The 23,242-nt window shown below is 63.2% G+C and carries 24 protein-coding genes; 14 read left to right on the forward strand and 10 right to left on the reverse strand.

Annotated elements, in window-relative coordinates:
- Positions 1-42: 42 nt before the first annotated feature.
- From NQ204_RS03390 to NQ204_RS03440, 10 genes are all read right to left on the reverse strand, one after another.
- Positions 43-1,236, reverse strand: coding sequence for a GAF domain-containing sensor histidine kinase (locus NQ204_RS03390; protein ID WP_256643068.1), 1,194 nt, complete (start codon positions 1,234-1,236; stop codon positions 43-45).
- Between the two features lie 91 nt (positions 1,237-1,327).
- The gene (locus NQ204_RS03395) at positions 1,328-3,067 is read right to left on the reverse strand and encodes a sensor domain-containing phosphodiesterase (RefSeq protein WP_116862652.1); all 1,740 of its coding nucleotides are present in this window, start codon (positions 3,065-3,067) and stop codon (positions 1,328-1,330) included.
- 210 nt (positions 3,068-3,277) lie between these two features.
- Positions 3,278-5,398 carry a methyl-accepting chemotaxis protein gene (locus NQ204_RS03400; RefSeq protein WP_305888265.1) on the reverse strand — a complete coding sequence of 707 codons (2,121 nt, stop codon included), beginning with the start codon at positions 5,396-5,398 and terminating at the stop codon, positions 3,278-3,280.
- A 144-nt stretch (positions 5,399-5,542) separates the two neighbouring features.
- Positions 5,543-5,812: a hypothetical protein gene (locus NQ204_RS03410; protein WP_256643069.1), complete on the reverse strand. Its 270-nt coding sequence runs from the start codon at positions 5,810-5,812 to the stop codon at positions 5,543-5,545.
- Positions 5,813-5,882: 70 nt separating this feature from the next.
- Positions 5,883-6,626: an SOS response-associated peptidase gene (locus NQ204_RS03415; protein WP_256643070.1), complete on the reverse strand. Its 744-nt coding sequence runs from the start codon at positions 6,624-6,626 to the stop codon at positions 5,883-5,885.
- Between the two features lie 18 nt (positions 6,627-6,644).
- The gene (locus NQ204_RS03420) at positions 6,645-6,833 is read right to left on the reverse strand and encodes a hypothetical protein (RefSeq protein WP_256643071.1); all 189 of its coding nucleotides are present in this window, start codon (positions 6,831-6,833) and stop codon (positions 6,645-6,647) included.
- Positions 6,830-7,078 carry a hypothetical protein gene (locus tag NQ204_RS03425; protein ID WP_256643072.1) on the reverse strand — a complete coding sequence of 83 codons (249 nt, stop codon included), beginning with the start codon at positions 7,076-7,078 and terminating at the stop codon, positions 6,830-6,832. The genes NQ204_RS03420 and NQ204_RS03425 overlap by 4 nt, the downstream gene beginning before the upstream one ends.
- Before the next feature lie 142 nt (positions 7,079-7,220).
- Positions 7,221-8,417 carry an MFS transporter gene (locus NQ204_RS03430; RefSeq protein ID WP_256643073.1) on the reverse strand — a complete coding sequence of 399 codons (1,197 nt, stop codon included), beginning with the start codon at positions 8,415-8,417 and terminating at the stop codon, positions 7,221-7,223.
- A 75-nt stretch (positions 8,418-8,492) separates the two neighbouring features.
- Positions 8,493-8,645 carry a hypothetical protein gene (locus NQ204_RS03435; RefSeq protein ID WP_256643074.1) on the reverse strand — a complete coding sequence of 51 codons (153 nt, stop codon included), beginning with the start codon at positions 8,643-8,645 and terminating at the stop codon, positions 8,493-8,495.
- On the reverse strand, positions 8,611-8,943 hold the full coding sequence (locus tag NQ204_RS03440; RefSeq protein WP_256643075.1) for a hypothetical protein: 333 nt from the start codon (positions 8,941-8,943) through the stop codon (positions 8,611-8,613). The genes NQ204_RS03435 and NQ204_RS03440 overlap by 35 nt, the downstream gene beginning before the upstream one ends.
- A gap of 123 nt (positions 8,944-9,066) precedes the next feature.
- On the opposite strand from NQ204_RS03440, the gene NQ204_RS03445 reads away from it, so the two are divergent.
- The 14 genes from NQ204_RS03445 (at position 9,067) to NQ204_RS03510 (ending at position 23,079) form a co-directional block, all read left to right on the forward strand.
- Positions 9,067-9,324, forward strand: coding sequence for a hypothetical protein (locus NQ204_RS03445; protein WP_116862660.1), 258 nt, complete (start codon positions 9,067-9,069; stop codon positions 9,322-9,324).
- Between the two features lie 36 nt (positions 9,325-9,360).
- On the forward strand, positions 9,361-11,040 hold the full coding sequence (locus tag NQ204_RS03450) for a type IV secretory system conjugative DNA transfer family protein (RefSeq protein WP_256643076.1): 1,680 nt from the start codon (positions 9,361-9,363) through the stop codon (positions 11,038-11,040).
- Between the two features lie 417 nt (positions 11,041-11,457).
- Positions 11,458-11,904 carry a hypothetical protein gene (locus NQ204_RS03455; protein WP_116862662.1) on the forward strand — a complete coding sequence of 149 codons (447 nt, stop codon included), beginning with the start codon at positions 11,458-11,460 and terminating at the stop codon, positions 11,902-11,904.
- A gap of 89 nt (positions 11,905-11,993) precedes the next feature.
- Complete coding sequence (locus NQ204_RS03460; RefSeq protein WP_256643077.1) at positions 11,994-13,025, forward strand: VirB8 family type IV secretion system protein; 1,032 nt, start codon at positions 11,994-11,996, stop codon at positions 13,023-13,025.
- A gap of 52 nt (positions 13,026-13,077) precedes the next feature.
- Positions 13,078-13,857 (forward strand): TrbG/VirB9 family P-type conjugative transfer protein, encoded by a 780-nt coding sequence (locus NQ204_RS03465; RefSeq protein ID WP_116862663.1) that lies wholly within the window; start codon positions 13,078-13,080, stop codon positions 13,855-13,857.
- Entirely contained in the window at positions 13,854-15,101 is a 1,248-nt protein-coding gene (locus NQ204_RS03470) for a TrbI/VirB10 family protein (protein ID WP_256643078.1), read from the forward strand. Before NQ204_RS03465 ends, NQ204_RS03470 begins: the two co-directional genes overlap by 4 nt.
- Positions 15,102-15,115: 14 nt before the next feature.
- Positions 15,116-16,159, forward strand: a complete 1,044-nt coding sequence (gene virB11 / locus NQ204_RS03475; RefSeq protein ID WP_256643079.1) for a P-type DNA transfer ATPase VirB11 — start codon at positions 15,116-15,118, stop codon at positions 16,157-16,159.
- Positions 16,160-16,162: 3 nt separating this feature from the next.
- Positions 16,163-17,137 carry a lytic transglycosylase domain-containing protein gene (locus tag NQ204_RS19645; protein ID WP_256643080.1) on the forward strand — a complete coding sequence of 325 codons (975 nt, stop codon included), beginning with the start codon at positions 16,163-16,165 and terminating at the stop codon, positions 17,135-17,137.
- Positions 17,138-17,210: 73 nt separating this feature from the next.
- Complete coding sequence (locus NQ204_RS03485; protein WP_256643081.1) at positions 17,211-17,624, forward strand: TrbC/VirB2 family protein; 414 nt, start codon at positions 17,211-17,213, stop codon at positions 17,622-17,624.
- The gene (locus tag NQ204_RS03490; RefSeq protein ID WP_256643082.1) at positions 17,617-17,925 is read left to right on the forward strand and encodes a VirB3 family type IV secretion system protein; all 309 of its coding nucleotides are present in this window, start codon (positions 17,617-17,619) and stop codon (positions 17,923-17,925) included. The genes NQ204_RS03485 and NQ204_RS03490 overlap by 8 nt, the downstream gene beginning before the upstream one ends.
- Before the next feature lie 83 nt (positions 17,926-18,008).
- Positions 18,009-20,450, forward strand: a complete 2,442-nt coding sequence (locus NQ204_RS03495; RefSeq protein ID WP_256643083.1) for a VirB4 family type IV secretion/conjugal transfer ATPase — start codon at positions 18,009-18,011, stop codon at positions 20,448-20,450.
- Positions 20,451-20,496: 46 nt separating this feature from the next.
- A complete protein-coding gene (locus NQ204_RS03500; protein WP_256643084.1) occupies positions 20,497-21,300 on the forward strand; it encodes a hypothetical protein in 804 nt (267 codons plus the stop codon).
- Positions 21,301-21,384: 84 nt separating this feature from the next.
- On the forward strand, positions 21,385-22,527 hold the full coding sequence (locus NQ204_RS03505; RefSeq protein ID WP_256643115.1) for a TrbL/VirB6 family protein: 1,143 nt from the start codon (positions 21,385-21,387) through the stop codon (positions 22,525-22,527).
- A 39-nt stretch (positions 22,528-22,566) separates the two neighbouring features.
- Complete coding sequence (locus NQ204_RS03510; RefSeq protein ID WP_256643085.1) at positions 22,567-23,079, forward strand: DUF4189 domain-containing protein; 513 nt, start codon at positions 22,567-22,569, stop codon at positions 23,077-23,079.
- Positions 23,080-23,242: the final 163 nt, after the last annotated feature.

Consider the following 23,242-nt stretch of genomic DNA (forward strand, 5'->3'; position numbering starts at 1 on the left):
GCGGGTCGGGCGTGTAGCCGCTCTGCACGCGATACGCCGGCCTCAGAGACGCACGGTCAGCACGGTCCCTTCGTCGCTGGAACTGGTCACGGTGAGCGTGCCGCCATGGGCCTTGGCAATCTGCGCGGCGATGTACAGGCCCAGCCCAAGGCCGGAATCCAACCGCCGTTCCTGCGGCCGCGCAAAGGGTTCGAACAGGTGGCCCATCTGCGCCGCCGGGATCACGCCTTGGTTGGCCACGCTGATTTCGATGCCCGCGCCCACGCTGCGGCCCTTGACGTGTATCGGTTGTCCGGGGGTGCCGTGGATGGCGGCGTTGATGACCAGGTTTGCCAGCAGCTGGCACAGCCGTGCGGCGTCGCAGACGAAGGTGACGGGCAGTTGCAGGTCAACCTCGCAATTGCGGCCATGAAAGGGGCGCATGGCCTCGCGGCAGGCCATCGCGAGCACGCCGGACAGGTCCGACCAAGGCTCCAGCTTCAGCGCGATGCCGGTGCCAAGGCGGCCCCGTGCGAAATCCAGGGTGACATCGATCAACTCGGCGATGCGATCGGCACTGTCGTTGATGTGGCCCAGTACCTTCTGCTGCGAATCGGTCAATGCCCCCAGGCCCAGCAGATCGACGCCGGCGCGGATGGCCTGCACCGGGTTGCGCAGGTCGTGCGCCAGCACGCCGATGAACTCCTCGCGCTGCTTGGCCACGCGCTGCAGCTCGGCATTGGATTGTTCGTACTCGGCCAGCTGCCGGCCAACCATATCGCCCTGTTCCTTCAGGCCGTCGATGGTGCGGCTGTCGGCATCGTGGCTGCGCAACGCGTCGATCTGTGCGGCCACCAGCGTCGCCACGTCGTTCATCGACTGCACCTGTTGCTCGTCGACCGGCTTCGGCTCGGGATCCAGTGTGCACAGGGTGCCGAAGAGGGAGCCATCGGCCAGCAGCACCGGCACCGAGATGTAGCTGCGGAAGCCGTACATGCCCGGAATCGGGCTGTCGATGAACAACGGATGGGCAAGCGCATCGCCGAACCAGACCGGAGCCCGCGAAGACCTCACGTCCTTGCAGAAGGTGCGGTTGATATCGAGGATCATGCCGCTGGAAATACCCAGGCCCGCGCTGTCGATGCTCTGGATCGAACGCCAGGTGCTTTCGGTGACTTCCCCGACCAGGGCAACGCGCATGCCGGTGATCCTGCATGCCAGGTCCAGCGAGGGCCGGAAGTCGATTCGGGTGGGCATGGCAGCTGTTCCGGGCAGCACGGTGGGCCATACAAGTATAGCGAGCGCTACCGCCGTAGAGTCGAGCAGCGGCAGTTGAGCAAGCTCGACTCTACGGGGCGGGAAGAACCGCTCCGAATCGTTCGCTGAATGCTTCAGCCGTCATCGGCCGGGCCAACGCGAATCCTTGGATTTCATCGCAGCCCAACGCCTGCAGCCGGGCCACCTGTTCGGCCGTCTCGGCACCTTCGGCCACGGCGCTGTAGCCCAGGCGCTGCGCCAGGCCGATGATGGCCTCGGCCTTCAATGCCGCCCGCGGGTCCTGGCAGAGGCGGTCGATCACCGTCTTGTCCAGTTTCAGCGTGCTGATCGGCAGCTCGGACAGGTAGCCGAAATTGCTGTAGCCGCTGCCAAAATCGTCGACGGCGATGCGCAGCCCGGCCGCGGCCATCTGCCGCAGCTGTTGGCCGGCGGGGGAATCCACGCGCAGCCACTGGCTCTCGGTTATCTCCACTTCGACATCCCCACACGACAGGCCCTTCTGCTCGATTGCACGGATCAGGCGCAGCGCGGCATCGTCCTCGGCCATGTCGCGGGCCGAGTAGTTGATAGACAGCAGCAGGCTGATGCCTGCCTTTCGCCAGGCCACCAGCTGGTCCAGTGCGTTGTCGGTCACCCAGCGGGTGATGCCCTGCATGACCGCCGTACGTTCGAATACCGGGATGAACTCGGCCGGGCTGACTGCCCCCAGTTGCGGATGGTTCCAGCGGATCAGTACTTCGGCGGCCACCGGCAAAAGATCCGACGCGCGGAAGCGGGGCTGGTAGACCAGGTGGAACTGCTGTTCCTGCAGGGCCACCCGTGCGTCGGTGGCCAGCCTATAGCCCCGCCGCGTGCGCGCATCGCGGGTCTCGGAATACCAGCGGAATGGCGAACGACTGTTGATGGCGGCATTCAGGCCGACCAGCATGCGGCGGATGATTTCGTCTGCATTGTGCTGGCCCAGCGTGACGCCACAGATGCCCGCGTGGAACGAAGGGGCCATCGGCACCTGCGCGGCCATCATCGGTCGGGTCACGCGTTCCTGCAGTTCTGCGACCAGGTCTTCGACGGCCTTCGACGATGACAGCTCCACCACGAAGGCAAACCGTGCGACCCCTACGTGATAGACCTCGGCCATGCCGTCCAGGGCAACGCGCAGGCGCACGCCGATACGCCGGATCAACGTTTCCAGCGGCGCCATGCCCAGCACCTGCCCGGCCTCGGTGGAGGTCGTTGCGTCGAAGACATCGATCAGCACTGCGTGCAGGAAGGTGTCCGGCTCGCGCTTGGCCTTGGCGGCCAGGTCCAGGGCGAACTGGTGCCGGTCGGGCAGGCCGCTGACGGGGTCGCGGCGGCCAGTCAGGGCGCGCAGCTCCAGTTCGTTCATGGCTGCGCTGGCCAGGGTCTGCAGCTGCCGCCGCTCCGCTTCGGAGAACTGCCGGGGGGCGTCGTCCATGATGCAGAACGCACCGATGGCCACGCCGTTGCGCGCCACCAGCGGCGTGCCTGCATAGAAGCGAAGCCTGGTCTCGCCTGTCACCAGCGGGTTGCTGGCATGCCGTGGGTGCTTGCGCAGGTCATCGATGACCAGGGTTTCCGGGGCGCCGATGGCCGAGGCGCAGATCGAATCACGGATATGTGTTTGTGCGATCTGCAGGCCCCTGCGCGAGACCAGTCGCTGCCGGTCGACGTCCAGCAGCGAAACGAATGCGACGGGCACCTTGAAGGCGTGAGTGGCCAGCTCGGTGAGGCTGTCCAGGGCTGCACCGGAAACCTCGTCCAGGGCGTTGAGGCCGGCCAGGGTGGACATGCGTTCTTGTTCGGGGGAGGGCATCAGGACCACATCGAAACGTACAGAGGGACTGCACAGGCTTGACGGCGACAGCGCAACCACAATGTCGCGCCGCCGCGGTCGGGGGAAGGGGCGCAGGCCGTGGCCTACTGAATGCTTCAGGCCTGCACTTTGAGGGTAGGGCGAGGCAGATGCGGGCAGTGTGAGTGCCCGCAATACCCCATGAGGTCAGGCGGCGCGCTTCAGCGCAGCGCCAGCCTGTGCCGATACCCGGAACACGGCACAGGCCCGGTCCAGATCTGCCGCCTGCCCAGCCATCGCACGCGCCGCGGCGCTGGCTTCCTCGACCAGTGCGGCATTCTGCTGGGTGGCCTCGTCCATCTGCGAGATGGTCTGGTTGACCTGCTCGATGCCGGCCGCCTGCTCGGCGCTGGCTTGGGCGATCTGCTGCACCAGGTGTCCGGTCAGGCCCGCGGCATCGGTCAACTGTGCGATGGCGGCCTCGGTCTGGCGGGCGATACCGATACCGGCCTCGACCCTGTCGGTGGAATCTTCGATCAATGCCTTGATGTCCTTGGCCGAAGCCGCCGCACGCTGCGCCAAGCTGCGCACTTCGCTGGCCACCACCGCGAATCCGCGCCCCTGCTCGCCTGCACGGGCTGCTTCGACCGCGGCATTGAGGGCGAGAATGTTGGTCTGGAACGCGATGCCGTCAATCAGGCTGATCATCTCGCCGATCCGCAGCGACGAGGCATTGATCTGTCCCATCACGCGAACCACGTCCTGTACCGCCTGGGCGGTCTGCTGCAGGGCTTCGCCGGCGCTGCGCGAGGCTGCATGGGCCTGCTGTGCGTGTTCGGCATTCTGGCGCACAGTGGAGGTCAGTTCCTCCATGGAGGCTGCGGTCTCTTCCAGGTTGGCGGCCTGGCTTTCGGTGCGCCGCGACAGGTCGGTGTTGCCGGCGGCAATTTCATCGGATGCGCTGGCGATTGAACCGGAGGCTTCCTGGATGCGGCGGATGATGCCCGCCAGATTCTCCGCCGTGCGGTTGGTGTCGCGCTGCATGGTGGCGAACACGCCCTGGAAGTCGCCCTTGATGCGGCGGGTCAGGTCGCCCTCGGCCATCGCACCCAATACTTTGGACAGCGCGCCGAGGCTGCCATCGGCGGTGGCCATCAGGCGGTTGAGGTCTTCGATCATGCGGCGGAAATCGTGACGGTAGGCCGTGGCATCGCCACGCACGCTGAAATCGCCGGCCGCAGCCGCCGACGCCAGGCGCTGGATGTCCTGGTTGATTGCATGCAGGCTGGCCTTGGCGGCATCCATCGATTCATGCAGGATCGCGCGGCTGCCCGGCAGGCGCCGTGCGTCGCGGCTCAGGTCACCCTGCGCGTACTGGTTCAACACGTCGATGGCATCGACGATTGCATCCAGATGCTCGAACACCATCGTGTTCATGCCTTGCGCCAGTTCGCCGTAGACACCAGGGAAATCCACCGGCATGCGGTGGCTGATGTCCTCGCCGGCATGCTTGCCGATCATCAGCTGGGTCTGCTGCGAGAAGCGCTGCAGCAGGCCGATCATGCCGTCGGTGGCGCGCAGCATCTGGCCCACTTCATCGGGACTGTCGTCCTGGTGGCGGACGCTGAGGTCGCCACGGGTGACCGCATTGATCGACGCCTGCACCTGGGCCAGCGGGCGGGTCAGGCTGCGCGAGATCAGCCACGCCGCGATGATGCCCAGGCCCAGGCTGAGGACGCCGAACAGGCTGAGCAGCCCGGTGGTGCGTGCGGCCAAGGCCTGCATTTCCGTGGCGGCTTCTTCCACCAACTTCTGCTGCAGATCGGCGAACTCCGCAAGGGCAGCGTTCCAGTCGGCGGCGGCAGGGCCGGCGCGGGTCAACAGCACGGTGCTGGCAGCGTCGAAGTCGCCGGCCTGCATCGCTGCATCCAGGTCGCGGTTGAGTGCGACGGTGGCCTGCTGCTTCTGTGCGACCTTGATGCGCATGGTTTCGGCCAGCGGGCTGGTGGCCGGGCGTTCGGTGAAGTGGGCCCAGATCTGGTCATATCGCGCGGACATCGCGTGCGCCTTCGCAAGATCTGCTTCCAGGCCCTGGCCGCGCTTGATCAGCATGTCGCGGCGCAGGAGCAGCAGCTCCTTGTTGATGATGAGCATGTCGTACAGCTCGCCCATGCGGGTCACGCGCACGTTCACCGCGTTGTCGAACTGTTGGCGCTGCTGATGGTTGCTGTGCAGGGCGATCGCAAGAATGGTGGCGATCAGAAGGAGCAGGATGGAAAAACCCGCAGTGAGGCGGGTGCCAACCTTGAAGCAGCGCAGCGTGTTCATTTTGTGAAATCCGGTAGTCGTTGTAGGCCCGACTGCCGGGCGTGTCTGCACAGGAGGAAGTCCCGGCAAGCAGTACAACGGTAGCGGCGGCGCAGCCTGAAGCTTTAGCGCCGCGGTTTGGATTTTTTTGGAAGCGCCTGCGGATCAGGCAATGCAGAGCACGAACACCGCCGACAGCGCGAGCATCAGCACGAACACGCGCCGGCTCAGGGCCAGGCACGCAAGGCCTGCCGTCAATGCCCAGGCGCCCAGCAGGACGCAGGCCAGCAGCCACAGGCCCATGCCCATCAGCGAGCCGGACACCACGCCGGACATCGCCAGTGCTTTGAACAGGCCAATGCCCAGTACGCTGCCGAGCATCCCCGCCTGCAGGGCGATGGCATCATGACGGGCAGGGGCAGGGCGGTGATGCATGGGCTGCACTGTGCAGCAAGCCACATCCACGCGATGTGTTTTTAAAGGGGTCCGACCCCGGGCCCATCACTTACGCATGGTCATCCAGCGCATCGCCATCCCAGTCGGGCAGCGCGTCGTCAGCACCCAGAGCGTCGGGGTCCACCGGCTCCAGCAGCGTGTAGTCATCCCGTCGCGGGTCGCGGATACCTAGGCCCACATAGGCAGCCTCCAGCGCCGCGGTATGCGCGTGCCGTCGCAGCTGCGCCGGCGTGGTCAGCTCTCCCCTCAGCCATGCCGCTGCGACCGCGGGCTCCACAAAGACCGGCCCGTCGGTAGACAGCGGGGCCGGGATAGCCGGGTTGCCGTCAGTCAGGATCGAGAACGTGTCGCGCATGTCGCCGGCCTCGTCCTGCCAGTGCTCCCACAGGCCTGCTGCCAGCAACGCCAACCCATCCTGACGCTGGACGAACATCGGCCACGGTGGTCGTCGCTGCCGGTCCCATTTGAAATAGCCCGTCATCGGCACGATGCAGCGCCGCTTGCTCCACGCATCTGCAAAGATGCGGCTGCGCGGGGCGCGTTCCAGCCGGGAGGTCACCGTGGTGTAGGGCGTGGAAGGTTGCTTCGACCAGCGCGGCACCAGGCCCCACTGCATCTCCGCAACCACCGTCGTGGTCTTCGTATCGGCGGCGCCGGCCGCCCAGACCCAGGCGTGGCCGTCCTTGCCGATGTTGTAGCGCGCATCCGCCGTTGCCAGTGCTGCCGACACGTCGCCGGGCAGGGCAGGGGCAAAGCTGTCCACATCCACAAAGGCCTGCACGAAACGCCGCATGCCCGCTCCGTCGTCGGCTCAGCGTGGCGACTGGGCTTGCAACGCGTCGCGTCCGCGCGGGGTCAGGTCGATGTCACCGTCTTCTGCCTGCACGGCAAGGCCTGCGTTGACCGCCCAGGTGGCGGCGTCACTGTCCACCTGCCCCGCATCGGCAATGGCCTGCAGGATCTGGCGCTGTGGCCCGGTCAGGGACGTGTTAATGTTCATACGCCCAGCACGCGCGGCAGCTTCCAGTCCGCAACCCGTGCATTGCTTACCGCTTGGTGGCATCCGCAGTCATCACAGCGGAACAGGGTGCCGCCGGGCAGGTGCAGCAGGTTGCCTTCGGTGGACGAGGTCGTCGCCTCGCAGTGGTTGCAGGTCACCGTCAGCGAGGTGATGCGTTCGACCCCGCCGGCCATGTTGAAGACGGCCTCGAAGGCGCGAATGGCGAAATGACCGGTGTCCGACATGGGGAAAGGGGTGCCAAGGGAGAAGGTGTATTCATCGTCACACTTTCCCCTGTGATGACCCTGTCAGTCCGATGCGGTGGCGAGGTCAAATCCAGTCACGTGGCCACAGCCCCTGCCGGCGGCAAGGGCTGCGTGCAGGACCTCAGGCGGCCTTGCGGCGGCGGTCGACCAGCATCGACACGCCCCACAGCAGCAGGCCACCGATGGCGGTGGCGGCGCCGACATAACCGGTGGTGGCCGGGCTGAAGCCGGCGCTGATGGCCATGCCGCCCAGCCACGGGCCCAGCGCGTTGGCGGTATTGAACGCCGCGTGGTTGGAGGCGGCGGCCAGCGTCTGCGCCTCGCCGGCCACGTCCATCAGGCGGGTCTGCAGCACGGCGGCCAGCGCACCCATGGTGCCCACGGTGATGATCATCGGACCGATGGTCCACACCGACTGCGCGGCCAGCGGGTACAGCAGCAGCATCACGATGGACCACACCAGCACGACGGCGGCGGCGTTGAAGTGGAACTTGTCCACCAGCCAGCCGCCGGCGATGTTGCCGATGATCGCGCCGATGCCGAACACGCCCACGGCCAGCGGCATCCACGACTCGGCCACGCCGGTCACCTGCACCAGGGTCGGCGCGAGGTAGGTGAACACGCAGAACATGCCGGCAAAGCCGACCGCGCCGATGCCCAGCGCCAGCCACACCTGGGTGGTGTTGAACGCGCGCAGCTCACGCATCGGCGAGGTACGCACCTCGTCCGGGTCGGGCAGCAGGAAGCGGGCGATCATCACCACCGTGGCGATGGCCAGCACGCTGACCAGGGCGAAGGCGGTGCGCCAGCTCAGCTGCTGGCCCAGCCAAGTGGTCAACGGGTTGCCGATCAGGATCGCGATGGACAGGCCGAGCAGCACCCGTGACATCGCCTGGCCACGCTGGCCGGCCGGGCTGATGGCCGCGGCCACCAGCATCGCCACGCCGAAGTAAGCGCCATGCGGCAGGCCGGCGACGAAGCGCGCGATCAGCATGGTGCCGTAATTCGGGGCCAGGGCGCTGGTCAGGTTGCCCACCGCGTAGAAGCCCATCAGCGCCAGCAGCAGCTTGCGGCGCGGGAACGAGGCACCGATGAAGGCGAGGATCGGCGCACCGACTACCACGCCGATGGCGTAGGCACTGATCAGGTGGCCGACCTGGGTCTCGCTGATCGACAGGCCGCGGCTGATCTCCAGCATCAGGCCCATGCTGGCGAATTCACTGGTGCCGATGGCAAAGCCACCCAGCGACAGGGCAAGGATGATCCAGGTGCGCTGACGCGGCGTCAGCCGCGCGGCCAGGGGGGAATTAGGGCTCATGCGGGGGCGGGCAGGGCGGGGGAAGCCGCCCATTGTACTGCTGCACCGCAGCAGCGGCACCCGCGCAGGGGTAAATCAGTGTTCGATGGATGGAGCGGGCGGCCCGGGCAGGGAGGCAAGCTGGGCCAGCGCATGACGGTATTTCACGCGCAGGCGCTCGGCGGTGGTGGCGTCCAAGGCGGCCAGCCGGCCTTCATCGGCGTTGTCGGCGATACCGGCCAGCTTCACCTTCAGCGCCAGCGGGTCGGCGGCAATGCGCGCGTGAGTGGTCGGCGTCGGGTGTGCTGTTGCGGCTCAGCATCTGGACCGCGTGCCGTACTGCTGGCGGAAATGCCTGCACCTGCGCGGCAAATCCGGGGCAGTCCTCCACCATATCGTGCAGCCACGCCACCACCTCGGCATCGGCGTCGCCGCGGACGCGGGCGGCTACCCGGCCCACATGGCCGATGTAGGGCTGGCCGGCCTTGTCCATCTGCCCGGCGCGGGCTTCGGTGGCCAGTGCGCGGGCGCCTGCGATCCAATCCATGACAATCTCCGGTGCACGGATGTGTATTGTCGTCTGCGTCGCCTGCATGCCGCCACTACGGCAGGGGCGGCATCATCGCCTGACGCGGGCACGAGATGTGAACGCCATCACGGAGAAGCATGCATGCAGGAGTACACGCATCAACTCGAGCTGCGCGGCCGCTATCGGCTGGTAGCGGTGACCCACGCGCCGGTGTACGCTCCCGGCGATGTGATCGGTCACGCGGTCATCGTCGATGACGGGGAGCGTCTTACCGATCTGATGTCGCTGGCCGAAGCGCGCCGGTACCTGGAGGTGCTGGAGCGTGAAGAGGGCATCGAGCCCGGGCTGGAGAATGAAACCAACCTGCGGAAACGCGCGTCGCAACGACGCCGCCGCTAGGCCGTCGCGCCTCAGTGCGCATCATGGAGGATTCGGGTGTTGCCCAGTAATAAGTTCCTGACCATCGCCATCGCTACGGTGGTCGCCCTGCTGCTTGGTTTCGCGTTGTCCGGCTACCTGACGCTGTTGCTGCTTGGCCTGGACACCAAGCTGTTCACCTGGAATACCTACTACCAGTACTACAACGCACTGGGCCAGCCACAGGTCGCCCCGTTCGTGGGCAAGATCAGGTGGGCCGGCTACCTGGGCTTCGGCCTGCCGCTGCTGATCGTGCTGGTGGGCAGCCTGGTGTGGCTGCTGAAGAAGGAAAAGAAGTCGCTGCATGGCGACGCGCGCTTTGCCACCGGTGCCGACCTGGCCAAGCACGGCCTGTACAAGAAGACCGACCAGAGCATCGTGGTCGGCAGCCATGGCGGCAAGCTGGTGCGACTGGACGGCCAGCAGTTCGTGATCCTCGCCGCGCCGACCCGATCGGGCAAGGGCGTGGGCGTGGTCATCCCGAACCTGCTCGAGTACGGCGAGTCGCTGGTGGTGCTGGACATCAAGCAGGAGAACTTCGACCTGACCAGTGGTTGGCGCGCCAGCCAGGGGCAGGAGATCTACCTGTTCAATCCCTTCGCCGAAGACCGCCGCACGCACCGCTGGAACCCGCTCAGTTACGTCTCCGACGATCCGGCCTTCCGCATCTCGGACCTGATGAGCATCGGCGCCATGCTCTACCCCGATGGTGCCGAGGACCAGAAGTTCTGGGTCAGCCAGGCCCGCAATGCCTTCATTGCCTTCACCCTTTACCTGTTCGAGAACTGGGATGACGAGCGCGCCAGCGGCTTCCCCGGTGGCCAGGGCACGCCCACGCTGGGCGCGGTGTACCGCCTGTCCTCGGGCGATGGCACCGACCTCAAGAAGTTCCTGAAGAGCCTGTCCGAACGGCCGTTCCTGAGCAGCAATGCGCGCTCGGCGTTCGCCAACATGCTGTCCCAGGCCGATGAGACCTTCGCCTCGATCCTGGGCACCTTCAAGGAACCGCTGAACGCCTGGGTCAACCCGGTGCTGGACAAGGCCACCAGTACCAACGACTTCCTGCTCACCGACGTGCGCAGGAAGAAGATGACCATCTACATCGGCATCCAGCCCAACAAGCTGGCCGAGAGCCGCCTGATCATCAACCTGTTCTTCAGCCAGCTGATCAACCTCAACACCAAGGAACTGCCCAAGTCCAACCCGGACCTGAAGTACCAGTGCCTGTTGCTGATGGACGAGTTCACCTCGATCGGCAAGGTCGACATCATCGCCTCGGCGGTGTCCTACATGGCCGGCTACAACGTGCGCCTGCTGCCGATCATCCAGAGCATGTCGCAGCTGGACGCGACCTATGGCCGCGAGATCTCCCGCACCATCATCACCAACCACGCGCTGCAGATCCTTTACGCGCCGCGTGAGCAGCAGGATGCCAACGACTATTCGGACATGCTGGGCTACACCACCATCCGCAAGAAGAACGTCACCCACGCGCGTGAGAAGACCCACAGCTTCACCGAAGAGCGGCGTGCGCTGATGCTGCCTCAGGAACTGAAGGCGATGGGCCCGGACAAGGAAGTATTCCTCTACGAAGGCATCCCGCATCCGGTGAAATGCGACAAGATCCGCTACTACAAAGATAAATATTTCACGTCGCGTCTACTGCCAAAAGTGGAAGCTCCTGTTCTGAATTTGTGAGGAAGCCGCATCCGACTGGCCGAAAAACGCGGTCTCACAAATATAAATTTGTGAGACGCGTCAAGAAAGCGCCATACGTTCGTGCAATTCAGACTTGTCTGACATTGAATTGACGCGTGGTTGTGCCAGTCTATGCATGGCGCGGGGACCTTTTGGTTCAGCTCGCTTTCAGAAGTGGCCAGGAGTTTCAGCCATTGGAACAGGGATGGTTCCGAAGTTGGTGAGGGTGCGAGAGGACGGGTTGGTGTAACCGTTTTCAGCAACCTGGTTGGCGGTCTTCGGGCCGCCGGGGAGCCGTCGTGAAGCCGCGCGTACGCGTCGGGTTCCCGACGCGTGTCCGGTTGGCATAATGCCAAGCCGGAGCAGCCAGGGGACCAACATCGGGACTGCTTTTTCGTACGTCAAAGTGAAGCCCGTATGAATCAGGCGTTTATTGCAAAGTTGTCCATCGCCGCAGCAGCGGCGGTGATGGTGGCCGGATGTGCTACCAAGCCCGCACCCGATTTCGGCGGCCGGTGGAAGCCGGTCAACCGTTTCGCGGAAACCCCCACCGAGATTCCGCTGTATTCCAGCTACGTGTACCAGGCCTCGCCCATGGACGGCACGCTCAAGGGCATGCTCGACCGATGGGCCAAGGATTCCGGCCGCACGCTGGATTATCGCCTCAGCTCGGATTTCACCCTCTACGGAGCGGTGACGCGGATTGATACGACCAACGCGCAGCAGGCCGTGATCGATGTCACGTCGGCCTACTCGGCGCAAGGCGTTTCCGTGTCCATCGTCGGCAACCAGATCGTCGTGCAGAGCGCCGGATCGACGCCGACCGCGTCGGCCCAGGGCCCTGATCCGGACAGCGGCAGCTGAGTCATCCAGGAAACCATCGAACATGCTGCACCCCGCGCCTGGCGCAGGGGCGTTGCACCCATTGATGTTTCAGCAGTACGGAAGAATCCATGTTCCGCAAGAAGGATGCAGGCAACAGCCAGAAGGTCGAGCAGTCGGTCGCCAAGGCGGTCAGCTACGAGATCACCGTGGCCGACATGGCACGCCGCAGCGAGCGGCGCGCGTGGTGGGTGGCTACCGCATCGTTGCTGATGTCGCTGGCCTTGGCCGGTGGCTACTACTACATGCTGCCGCTGAAGGAGAAAGTGCCGTTCCTGGTGATGGCTGACGCCTACACCGGCACCGCCACCGTGGCGCGCCTGCGCGGCACGTTCCAGGGCGAGACGATCACCACCAACGAAGCGGTCAACCGCAGCAACGTGGCCCAGTACGTGCTGGCGCGTGAGTCCTACGACTCCGCTGTGATGGGCCTGCGCGACTGGGAGCTGGTCTTCGTGATGTCCACCGATGCGGTGGGCGCGAGCATGAAGCAGCGTTACGCGGGCAACAATCCGCAGAACCCGTTCGTGATGTATGGGCGCGGCAAGGCCATCCGCGTGAAGATCCTCAGCATCACGCCGCTGGCCGCCCAGGCCAACGGCAGCTTCCGCGGTGCATCCGTGCGCATCCAGCGCAGCCTGCTGGACAAGCGTACCGGTGTCTCGACCTACCTGGACAACCAGCTGGTCACGATGCGCTTCGAGTACAACCAGAACCTGGCGTTGTCCGAACAGGATCGCGTGCTCAACCCGCTGGCCTTCCAGGTCACCGAGTACCGCGTCGACAACGACTACGCCCGCGGCGTGCCGGTGCCCGACGAGGGCGCGATGCAGCAGCAGGCGGACGCAGCGCAGCAGGCGCAGCAGGCTGCAGCACAGGCACAGGGCATGTATGACCCGAACGGCCCGGCCGCGGCGCCGATGGTCGATCCGGCCACGGGCCAGCCGATGCAGGGCCAGCCGATGCAGCGCCAGCCTGTGCAGGGGCAACCCATGCAGCAGGGCCAGCCCATCCAGGGCCAGCCGATGCAGCAGGCGCAGCCGATGCAGGGACAGCCGCAGAGCACGCAGCCCCCGCAGGCGCAACCGATGCGGGGTGGGTAATGAACCGCGCACAGAACCAATCCACCGGAAATGCTGATGGAGCAAGCAACCGATGAGTAGTCGAAAAGTCAGGGGGAGCGCATTGGCGCTGCTGTCGTTGCTGTCGCTGGTGTTTTCCACCGCGGCGATGGCGCAGGCAGTGGACCGATACGAGTATGAGAAGGACCGGATCTACCCGGTTCGTACCGGCCTGGGTCTGACCACCCAGATCGAGCTGAGTCCGAACGAGAAGATCCTCGACTACAGCACCGGCTTCAGCAGTGGCTGGGAACTGACCCGTCGCGAGAACGTCTTCTACCTCAAGCCGAAGAACGTCGACGTCGACACCAACATGATGGTGCGCACCGAGACCCATTCCTACATCTTCGAACTGAAGGTGGTGGCGACCGACTGGCGCCAGCTGGAACAGGCCCGCCGTGCCGGCGTGCAGTACAAGATCGAGTTCGTCTACCCGAACGAGACCGTGTTCGGCGTGGCCCAGGAAGCGGTGGAAGAAGAAGCCAAGCCGCTGCTGAGCACCGAACTGGCCAAGGATCGCCAGTACAACTTCAACTACTCCTATTCGACCAGCAAGGCGAAGAAGATGGGGTGGCTGATTCCGGTGCACGCCTACGACGACGGGCGTTTCACCTACCTCAAGCTGCCGAATTCGCCGGAGTACAAGACCGGCATTTTCCCGGCAGTCTTCGGGCGTGAGAAGGAATACGGTGAGGACTTCGTGGTCAACACCACCGTTGAAGGCAACACGCTGATCGTGCACGGGACGTACCCGTACCTGGTCATCCGCCACGGCGACTTCGTCGTCGGCCTGCGAAGGAACGTGAAGAAATGAGCCAGCAGAACACTCCGGGCAACGACCCGAATCAATCTCCGTACGGGCAGGACCCGGCGGGCCAGGAGACGTCGTCCAACCCGTATTACGGCACTGCCCGGACCCAGGACGCGCCCGATCTGGACGCCGCTGCCCCGCAGCTGCGCTCGGCTGAAGAGCAGCGCCTGAACCGCAAGGCGCTGCTGTTCCTGGGCGGCATTTTGGTGCTGGTGCTGGCGATGGGCTTCCTGCTGATCCGTCAGGGCAACGACGATAAGTCCGAGATCGATCCGGTGCCGCAGGTTGCGCGTTCCAGTACGCCGACGCTGCCGACTGACGTCGCTCCTGATCCGCAACCGGCCATGCCGCCTCCGCAGCCCATCCCGCCGCTGCCGCTCGCCCCTGCCGTTGAACCGGACCGGGGCTCGATGATGGGCGGACGTGAACCCGTGGATCGTGGCCCGACCCTGGCCGAGCGCCGGATGGGCGCGCAGCCAGGCTTCGTCGGCAACGGCGACGGAACGACCGCGGGTAGTGGCCTGAGCAGCACGCAGGACGAATACACCCGGATGATGATCCAGCAGATGGGCGCGCAGAACGGCCAGCCGCCGCAGGATACGCGTTCCCGTCGCGGCCCGGATGTCGAGGATGTGTCGAGTGCGAGTTTCATCCAGAGCCCGGATGCGTTGCTGGTCCGCGGCACCTACCTCCGCTGCGTGCTCGAAACCCGCATCATTACCGATCTGTCGGGCTATACCTCCTGTCTGCTGACCGAACCTGTCTATTCCATCAACGGCCGCAGCCTGCTGCTGCCGAAGGGCTCGAAGATCTACGGTGCCTACGCAGGTGGTGCGAAGGGCAAGCGTGTGGAAGTGGTTTGGGACCGCATCACGACGCCTAATGGCATCGACGTTGCGATGTCTAGCCCGGGCGTCGATCAACTCGGCGGCGCCGGTCACCCTGGCCAGTACAGCGCGCACTGGGGCAGTCGCATCGCCTCGGCGTTGATGATCAGCCTTATCGCCGATGCATTCAAATACGCCGCCGCCGAACATGGTCCTGAGAGCACGACGATTTCCAGCAATGGCTTTGCCGTGCAGTCGCCTTATGAAAGCGCCACCGCCCGCACCATGGAGCGCTTGGCCAATGACGCGCTGAGCAGCAACAACCGTCCGCCGACGGTCACCATCAACCAGGGCACCATCGTGAACGTCTACGTCGCAAAGGACGTTGACTTCACCAACGTGCTCAATCCGCGCCGGTAACCGATAGAACGACCATGGACGCCGAAGTGTCACCCCTCGCGCTTGTCTCCAGCGATTTCCTGCGCTATCAGTACGAAGTGCTGGGCATTGCCGAGTACATGACCTCGCCTGAAGTGACGGAAATCTGCATCAACCGTCCGGGCGAGCTGTACCTGGAGACGCGGGCGGGGTGGCAGCGTGTGGATGTGCCGGGCCTGACATTCGAGCGGGCCCGGCAGTTCTGCACAGCGGTCGTCAACGAGAGCAACACTGGCCAGCGCATCACCGATGCCGACCCGGTCGTGTCGCTGACCTTCCCGACCGGGCAGCGTGCCCAGTTCGTGATCCCGCCGGCCTGTGACGCAGGCAAGGTGTCGATCACCATCCGCCTTCCGTCCAAGCACACCAAGTCGCTCACCCAGTACCACGAGGACGGCTTCTTCGCCCAGATCCTCGAGCAGGATGGCAGCCTGAGCGAGCAGGATCGCGAGCTGCTGGAGCTGCGGCACACCCGCGAGTACGCCGAGTTCTTCCGGCGCGCGGTGATGTACCGCAAGAACATCGTCGTGTCCGGCGCGACCGGCAGTGGCAAGACCACCTTCATGAAGGCCTTGGTCAACCACATTCCGGACAGCGAGCGGCTGGTCACCATCGAGGATGCGCGCGAGCTGTTCCTGACCCAGCCCAACGTGGTGCACCTGCTGTATTCCAAGGGTGGACAGAGCGCGAGCAACGTCACCGCCAAGAGCTGCATGGAAGCCTGCCTGCGCATGAAGCCCGAGCGCATCATCCTGGCCGAGCTGCGCGGCGATGAGGCCTTCTACTTCATCCGTAACTGCGCGTCCGGTCATCCCGGTTCGATCACCAGCTGCCACGCCGGCAGCCCGGAGCAGACCTGGGACCAGCTGGCGCTGATGGTCAAGGCGTCCACCGAAGGCTCCGGCCTGGAATTCAACGTCATCAAGCGTCTGCTGATGATGACCATCGACATCGTTGTGCATATCAAGGCGCATGCCGGCGCGCGCTACATCACCGGCATCGACTTCAATCCTGGGCGTGCCCAGGGGCAGGAGGGCTGAACCATGCTCCCAGGTCTGGAAATGATGGCGTGCCCGGAAATGGCCGTCTCCATGGACGTGATGCAGCACGTCATCAATGTCGAATCCTCGCGCAATCCCTATGCCATCGGCGTGGTGGGCGGCGCCCTGGTGCGGCAGCCCAAGGCGCTGGATGAAGCGCTGGCGACGGTGCGCATGCTGGAAGAGAAGGGCTACAACTTCTCTGTCGGCCTGGCCCAGGTCAACCGCTACAACCTCGGCAAGTACGGCCTGGATTCCTACGAAAAGGCCTTCCAGCAGTGCGCCAACCTGCAGGCCGGTTCACGCATCCTGGCCGAGTGCTACAAGCGCTCGGGGCAGGACTGGGGCAAGTCCTTCAGCTGCTACTACTCGGGCAATTTCGAGACCGGCTTCCGCCACGGTTACGTGCAGAAGATCTATGACTCGATGCGACGTGGGCAGCAGCTGGCCAGCAATGGCGTGGCCCCCATCGACGTGGTCAACCGCGGCGAGCGCCGCGTGGTCAAGGTTGAACACCACCCGCAGAGCGTGTCGCCGATGGAAGCGCGGATCGTGGCGCAGAACACGGCGCCGGTCTATGTGCCCAGCAATGACCCCGCGCGTGCCTACACCGTCTATCCCTCGACCGGCGCGATGGCGCGCGGAAGTCTGCTCAACATTGCAGACCAGGCATTGTCGCGGGTCGTCCTGGGTTCCGTGGATCGCGCGATGCAGCCGCAGGCGCAGGCGCCCCAGGGCTATCCGCAGCCGCTGCCGCAGCAAATGCCGCAGACCGCAGCGCAGCAGCCCTCCCTGGCCATGCCGCAGCAGTTGCCGGGGGCAGTTTCCGGCGGCAGCGATGCCCCGGTGATGCTCCGTCCGTGGAATGAACGCAATCAGCCGGTTGCGGCACCTGGCAATGTTTACAACGCACCGGCGACGGCACCTGCCGCGCCGGTTCAGCAGATTCCCGCAGGGGATGCGGCCTTCGTGTTCTGACGAAGTCGTGGTGCGACCGGTCCCCCGGCCGGTCGATTCAGTTGTGTTAGTCCATCAACAAGGAAATCCATCCATGAAGCAGTTCAATCTCGACGTCGTACAGGCCCAGCGCACGCTGAAGACCATGCTCATGGCCGTCGCATTTGCCGGTGTGCTTTTCGCCCCCCAGGCCTTCGCGGGCACGGACTACGGCGGCACCGATGAGCGCGTCTGCGGCTTCTTCTCCAACGTCAACGGCCTGCTCAACATGGCCTCCATCGCCGTGGTGACCATCGCCGTGGTCTTCGCCGGCTACCAGATCGCCTTCGCCCACAAGCGCATCGGCGACGTAGCCCCGATCCTGATCGGTGGCGTGCTGATCGGCGCGGCTGGCCAGATCGCCCGCATGCTGCTGGGCAAGGACGCCGGTTCGTGCGAAAGCGTGGGTGGCGGTGTCACCATGACGATCGAAGCCCTGAAGCACGTCGGCCAGATCTACGGTGCATAAGAACGTCGTGTTTCGCGGCTGCACCCGCCCTGCCATGTTTCTGGGCGTGCCTTACCTGCCATTTTTCATAGTGGCCGGTGGACTGCTCCTGCTCAGCATGTATACGAATTTCTGGTTCCTGCTGACTATCCCCGTCGCCATTTTCATCATGCGGCAGATGGCCAAGCGTGACGAGATGATCTTCCGGCTGCTGGGATTGCGCCTGATGATCAAGCTCAGGGTTCGAAACGTGCGTGAGAATGATGGCATGTGGGTGTTCAACCCGAATCACTACCGCGACAAGCCAGCCCGCAAGGATTGAGGGGCGGTAAGGGCCGACGGGCGTCCAGCGCCCGTCGGCTCCTGACGAGAATTCCTTCGCAGTACCTCTTTGGAAGCAGTCGTATGTTCAGCCCAGACACCTCCATCAGCGAGTTCATTCCCCTGTCGTCGCATGTAGCCCCGAACGTGGTGAAGACCACGGGCGGCGATTACCTGTTGACGTGGCATCTGGAAGGGCTGCCGTTTGTCGGTCGCGAGGAGTGGGAGCTGGAGCACCGGCACAATACGTTCAACCGGCTGCTGCAGACCCTGCGCGCGCCGGATTTCGTCAACGTGGCCTTCTGGGTGCACGACATCCGCCGTCGCCGCACGCTGAAGGGAAAGAGTACGTTCAAGCAGCGCTTCAACCAGGACGTCTCCGACCAGTACATGGGCATGCTGTCCTCGCAGCGCATCATGCAGAACGAGCTGTACCTGACGATGATCTATCGTCCGGTCGTGGCCGGTAAGCGCTTCGTCGAGAAATCGGCCAATGTCGACAAGCTGCGTGCAGAGCAGGAACAGGCCGTCGAAAAGCTGCTGGAGCTGGCCGGCAACGTCGAGGCTGTCATTCGCGATTACGCGCCGTATCGCATGGGCATGTACGAAGCAAAAAACGGTGTGGTCTTCTCCGAAACGCTGGAGCTGTTCGGCTACCTGATCAACCGCATCGATGAGCCGGTTCCGGTGCTGTCCGCCCCGGTGAAGGACTACCTGCCGGTCAGCCGGCACATGTTCTCGGCCAAGACCGGTGACTTCGTCATCAACACCCCCAATGGCGCCAACCATTTCGGCGCAATCCTGAATATCAAGGAGTATGCCGAGGGTACGTACCCGGGCATCCTCAATGGGCTGAAGTACCTGGACTACGAGTACGTCATCACACACTCTTTCAGCCCTATGGGTCGCCAGGACGCACTGAAGGTGCTGGACCGCACCAAGGGCATGATGATCTCCTCGGGCGACAAGGCCGTCAGCCAGATCGTTGAACTCGACCAGGCCATGGACCAGCTGTCTTCAGGCAACTTCGTGCTGGGCGAGTACCACTTCATCATGACCGTGTATGGCGACAGCCAGGCCAAGCTGTCCCAGAACGTGGCCACCACGCGCGCCGAGCTGTCCAATGCCGGCTTCGTGTCGACCAAGGAAGACTTGGCTGTCACGTCCTCGTTCTATTCGCAGCTGCCGGGTAACTGGCGCTACCGCACGCGTCTGGCCAATGTCAGCTCACTGAATTTCCTCGGCCTGTCGCCGCTGCACAACTTCGCCACCGGCAAACAGCACAACAATCCGTGGGGCGACTGCGTCACCACGCTGCAGACCACCAACGGGCAGCCGTACTACTTCAACTTCCACGCCACCCATCCGTCGGAAAATTCGCTGGGTGAGAAGGCCATCGCCAACACCATGGTGATCGGTAAGTCGGGTACCGGTAAAACCGCGCTGATCAACTTCCTGCTCAGCCAGGTACAGAAGTACGAGCCGTCGCCGACCATCTTCTTCTTCGACAAGGACCGCGGTGCGGAGATCTTCGTGCGCGCCTGCGGCGGCAACTACCTGGCCCTGGAAAACGGCGCGCCGACCGGCTTCAATCCGTTCCAGTGCGAGAACAACGAAGGCAACGTGCAGTTCCTGGCCGACCTCATCAAGGTGCTGGCCGGCAAGCGGGAGTACAGCGCCCGTGAGGAAGAGGATATCTACCGCGCGGTGGAGAGCATGCTCGACACACCGATGCACCTGCGCAGCATGACCAACTTCCAGAAGAGCCTGCCCAACATGGGCGACGATGGGCTTTACGCGCGCATGCGCCGCTGGACATCGGGCAATTCGCTGGGCTGGGTGTTCGACAACCCCGTCGATACGGTGGACCTGAGCAAGGCCAACATCATCGGCTTCGATTACACCGACATCATCGACAATCCCGAAGTGCGCGTGCCGGTCATCAATTACCTGCTGCACCGCCTGGAGTCGCTTATTGACGGTCGTCCACTGATCTACGTGATGGACGAATTCTGGAAAATCCTGGATGGCGAAGGTGGCCTGAAGGAGTTCGCCAAGAACAAGCAGAAGACCATCCGTAAACAAAACGGCCTGGGCATCTTCGCCACGCAGAGCCCGGAAGATGCGCTGAAGAGCGACATCTCTGCGGCTCTGATCGAACAGACCGCCACGCTGATCCTGCTGCCGAATCCGAATGCCAGCAAGAGCGACTACATGGATGGCCTCAAGCTGACCGAGGCGGAGTTCCGGGTGGTCACCGCACTGGACGAGCGCTCGCGCTGCTTCCTGGTCAAGCAGGGTCATGCATCCAGCGTCTGCCAGCTCAACCTGCGCGGCATGGACGATATCCTGTCGGTGATCTCGGCATCCACCGACAACATCGATGTAATGCACCGTGTGCTGCAGACCGCAGCCGTCCGTGCCCGTGTGACTGTGGATGAATTGACGCCCGAACAGTGGCTGGAAGAGTTCTACAAGCAGCGGAAGGGTTCGCGCTCGACCCCCAACAAGGAAGAGGCCGCCTGAGGCATTGCGCTTCAGGGACGCTTATGCATCGAGTATGGAGAAGAGAATGAAAATGGCAATGAACTTGGCAGTCGGAACCACGGTTCGATCCCGTAGCCTGATCAAGCCGCGGTTCGCGGCGTTGGCCGTGGGCTTGGCGCTTGCATTCGGCGCAGGTGCGCCGAACACCGCAGTGGCCAGCGGTGTTCCTGTCTTTGACGGCGCTGGCTGGTTCGAGACAATGATGGGGCGCCTGCAGACGATGTACGAGTACGTCAAGGACAATACGCGTTGGCTGGCAGTGCTGAAGGATGTCTCGGACGCAGTCATTCAGGCATACGGAATTTTCAAGTCATTTGGCCTGCCGCCGGGTGCCATCTTGACGCCTGTGCCGGATACTTATCTCGTCAACGAGTCATGCGGATCGCCAAATGATCTGTCAGTCGATTCCCTCCTCGGCTACTTCGTGTTCAACAGCAAAGGGGATTGGAAGGCTCAGCAGCGTCAGATCTGCGTGAACATCCGTATGATGCAGAATCGAAAGTACAATGATTCAGTCGCATTCATTACCCAAACGATCCCGCAGATGGATCAGTTGATGGAAGCAATCAACAAACTGCGAAAGGTGAGTAACCTGAGCGGAAACGTTGCGGCGGTTGATAGCGACTCGCTTCGGACGGCAAATGAACTTGCGGTCCAGGCGCAATCATGGCAGGCGCGAATGAAAGCCTACGATGCATACATTGAGGTTATGGAAGCGAACCAGCGTGTGGTAGCTGAGGCTGCGCTGAAAGGTGAGCCCGGCGGGAAGAAGCTGGCGAGTGACCTTGTCAAGACGGTATCGCTCAAGGCGGCTCTCAGTATTAAGTAGCACAGTTTGAGCGTCTGGCTTTGTCAGCTCACGATGACGCAGTTGACGGTCTTGGCGAAGTGGGACCACCAAGGGATTGTGGAAATGTCGATTTTTTCGATTGCCAATTTTGATTTTTCAAGTGGGTTGAATGATCTCCTGAGCTACGCGGTTCGCGTCCAGTCGATCGGCGACTTCGTGTTCTTTCGGTTGATCCTCGATTACCTCCACGACAGGATCAACGACTTTGGCTTGGACATGATGAAGAACATGATGAAGTGGGTTGGGGGCATCGCGCTCACGCTCATGACAATGTGGGTGTTCATACAAGGCTATCGAATTGTCACAGGGCGAAGCCGCGATTCGATGATGGTGCTTGTAACCAGCATGGCTCGCGCAGCGCTCATTGTCAGTGTCGCTACAAGCTTTGCAATGTTTGGTACTAATCTTCAGAAGTTCCTTACAAATGATGTAAAAGGTGTGATCACGACTACGGTCACCGGGAAGAACGAGAAGCCTGAGGATCAGATTGACCGGAGCCTTGCGTGGATGCAGGTTGCGCTTTCAAGCGTAGATGCCATTCGGGTTTTGGATGATCCCGGACTCCAGGCGGACAAGACCCGCGCGCAGTGGTTTATCGGTCTGGGAACTGGCGGTCCCGCGGTGACGGCAGGCGCTATGCTCCTGCTCTACGAGGTTGCCATGGCTCTGTTCATCGGCTTTGGTCCGCTGTTTATCCTTTGCCTGCTCTTCGAGCAGACCAAGCAGTTTTTCCAGAAGTGGCTGTTCTACGGCATAGGTACGATGTTCTCAATGGCCGTGCTGGCTGCGATGGTATCCATTGCGCTGGATATGGTAATCCGGGTCTCTGCTTCGTTCTGGACCACCGCGCTGGTCAACAAATACCTGCTGGGCTTGTCGAACGACGGCATGACAAGTCAAGCCATGCAGCAGGGCGGAATGGGCTTGATACTGACTACTCTCATTCTGACTGCTCCACCAATGGCCGCGATGTTCTTCCAGGGAACCCTCGGTAGCTTCATGGCATACTCGCAGATAGGTGGTGGTGCAGCTGGCGTCCCGAGTGCTGACGGTCGCCCGCCAGGAACTTACACTCCTCCTGGACCATCGAAGGCTGGGGGGCAGGGTCATGAAGGTTCGACAGGCGCTTCTCCTAACGTAGTGGTTACTACGCCGTCGCAACCACTCACACCTCAAGAAACGGGTCTTCGTGGGCTGAACCGTTAACTGCGTGATATTCCACATCTTCAAAGCCGTGCTCATGCCATGACCAAACCGACCATGTTTCTGCTTCTTTTTTGCCTCTTGTGTGCAGGGGAAGCCTATGCGGAAGGAAGTTGTCCGCCGGGACAGTATCCGATTGGCGGCCAGGGCGTGCAGGGTTGCGCCCCCATCCCGGGTGGTGGTGGTGAGCAGGGGGGGCTGGCACCGAACGGCAGATGGATCAAAACATGGGGTGCTATCTCCTACTCTGAGAAAGTTGGGACAGTTGGGGCAGTCGTTGGAATGCTGACCAAATCTGACGCGGCCAAAGAGGCTCAAGATCGCTGCGCTTCTCAAGGCGCCAGTGACTGCAGGGTGCTGATGACCTATAAAAACCAGTGTGCCGCTTACGCCTATGGCAAGCGAAGTGGCATGGATGGGGTCGTTTCCACGACGAGGGCCCGGTCCAAAGATGAGGCTGCTTCGTCTGCGCTTCAGCACTGTGTTGTTGATGGCGGCCAGGCATGCAAGGTCGTCTACACGGACTGTTCCGAGCCGCTTCTGCAGAAGTTCTAGTGTGGAGCTAGGTTCATTAGAGGGGAATGACCTCCCCTAAACTGCTGTGCTGACCTCATTTATGCAGGTTTTCTGCAGCGAAGTCCGGTAGGCGTTGGGAAATATGAGTAGGGTTCAGGGAGCGAGGAGGGCGCTGTGAGTTGTTCGAACTGCACGGGGCTTT

Source organism: Stenotrophomonas testudinis (assembly GCF_024499815.1).
Lineage (GTDB): Bacteria > Pseudomonadota > Gammaproteobacteria > Xanthomonadales > Xanthomonadaceae > Stenotrophomonas.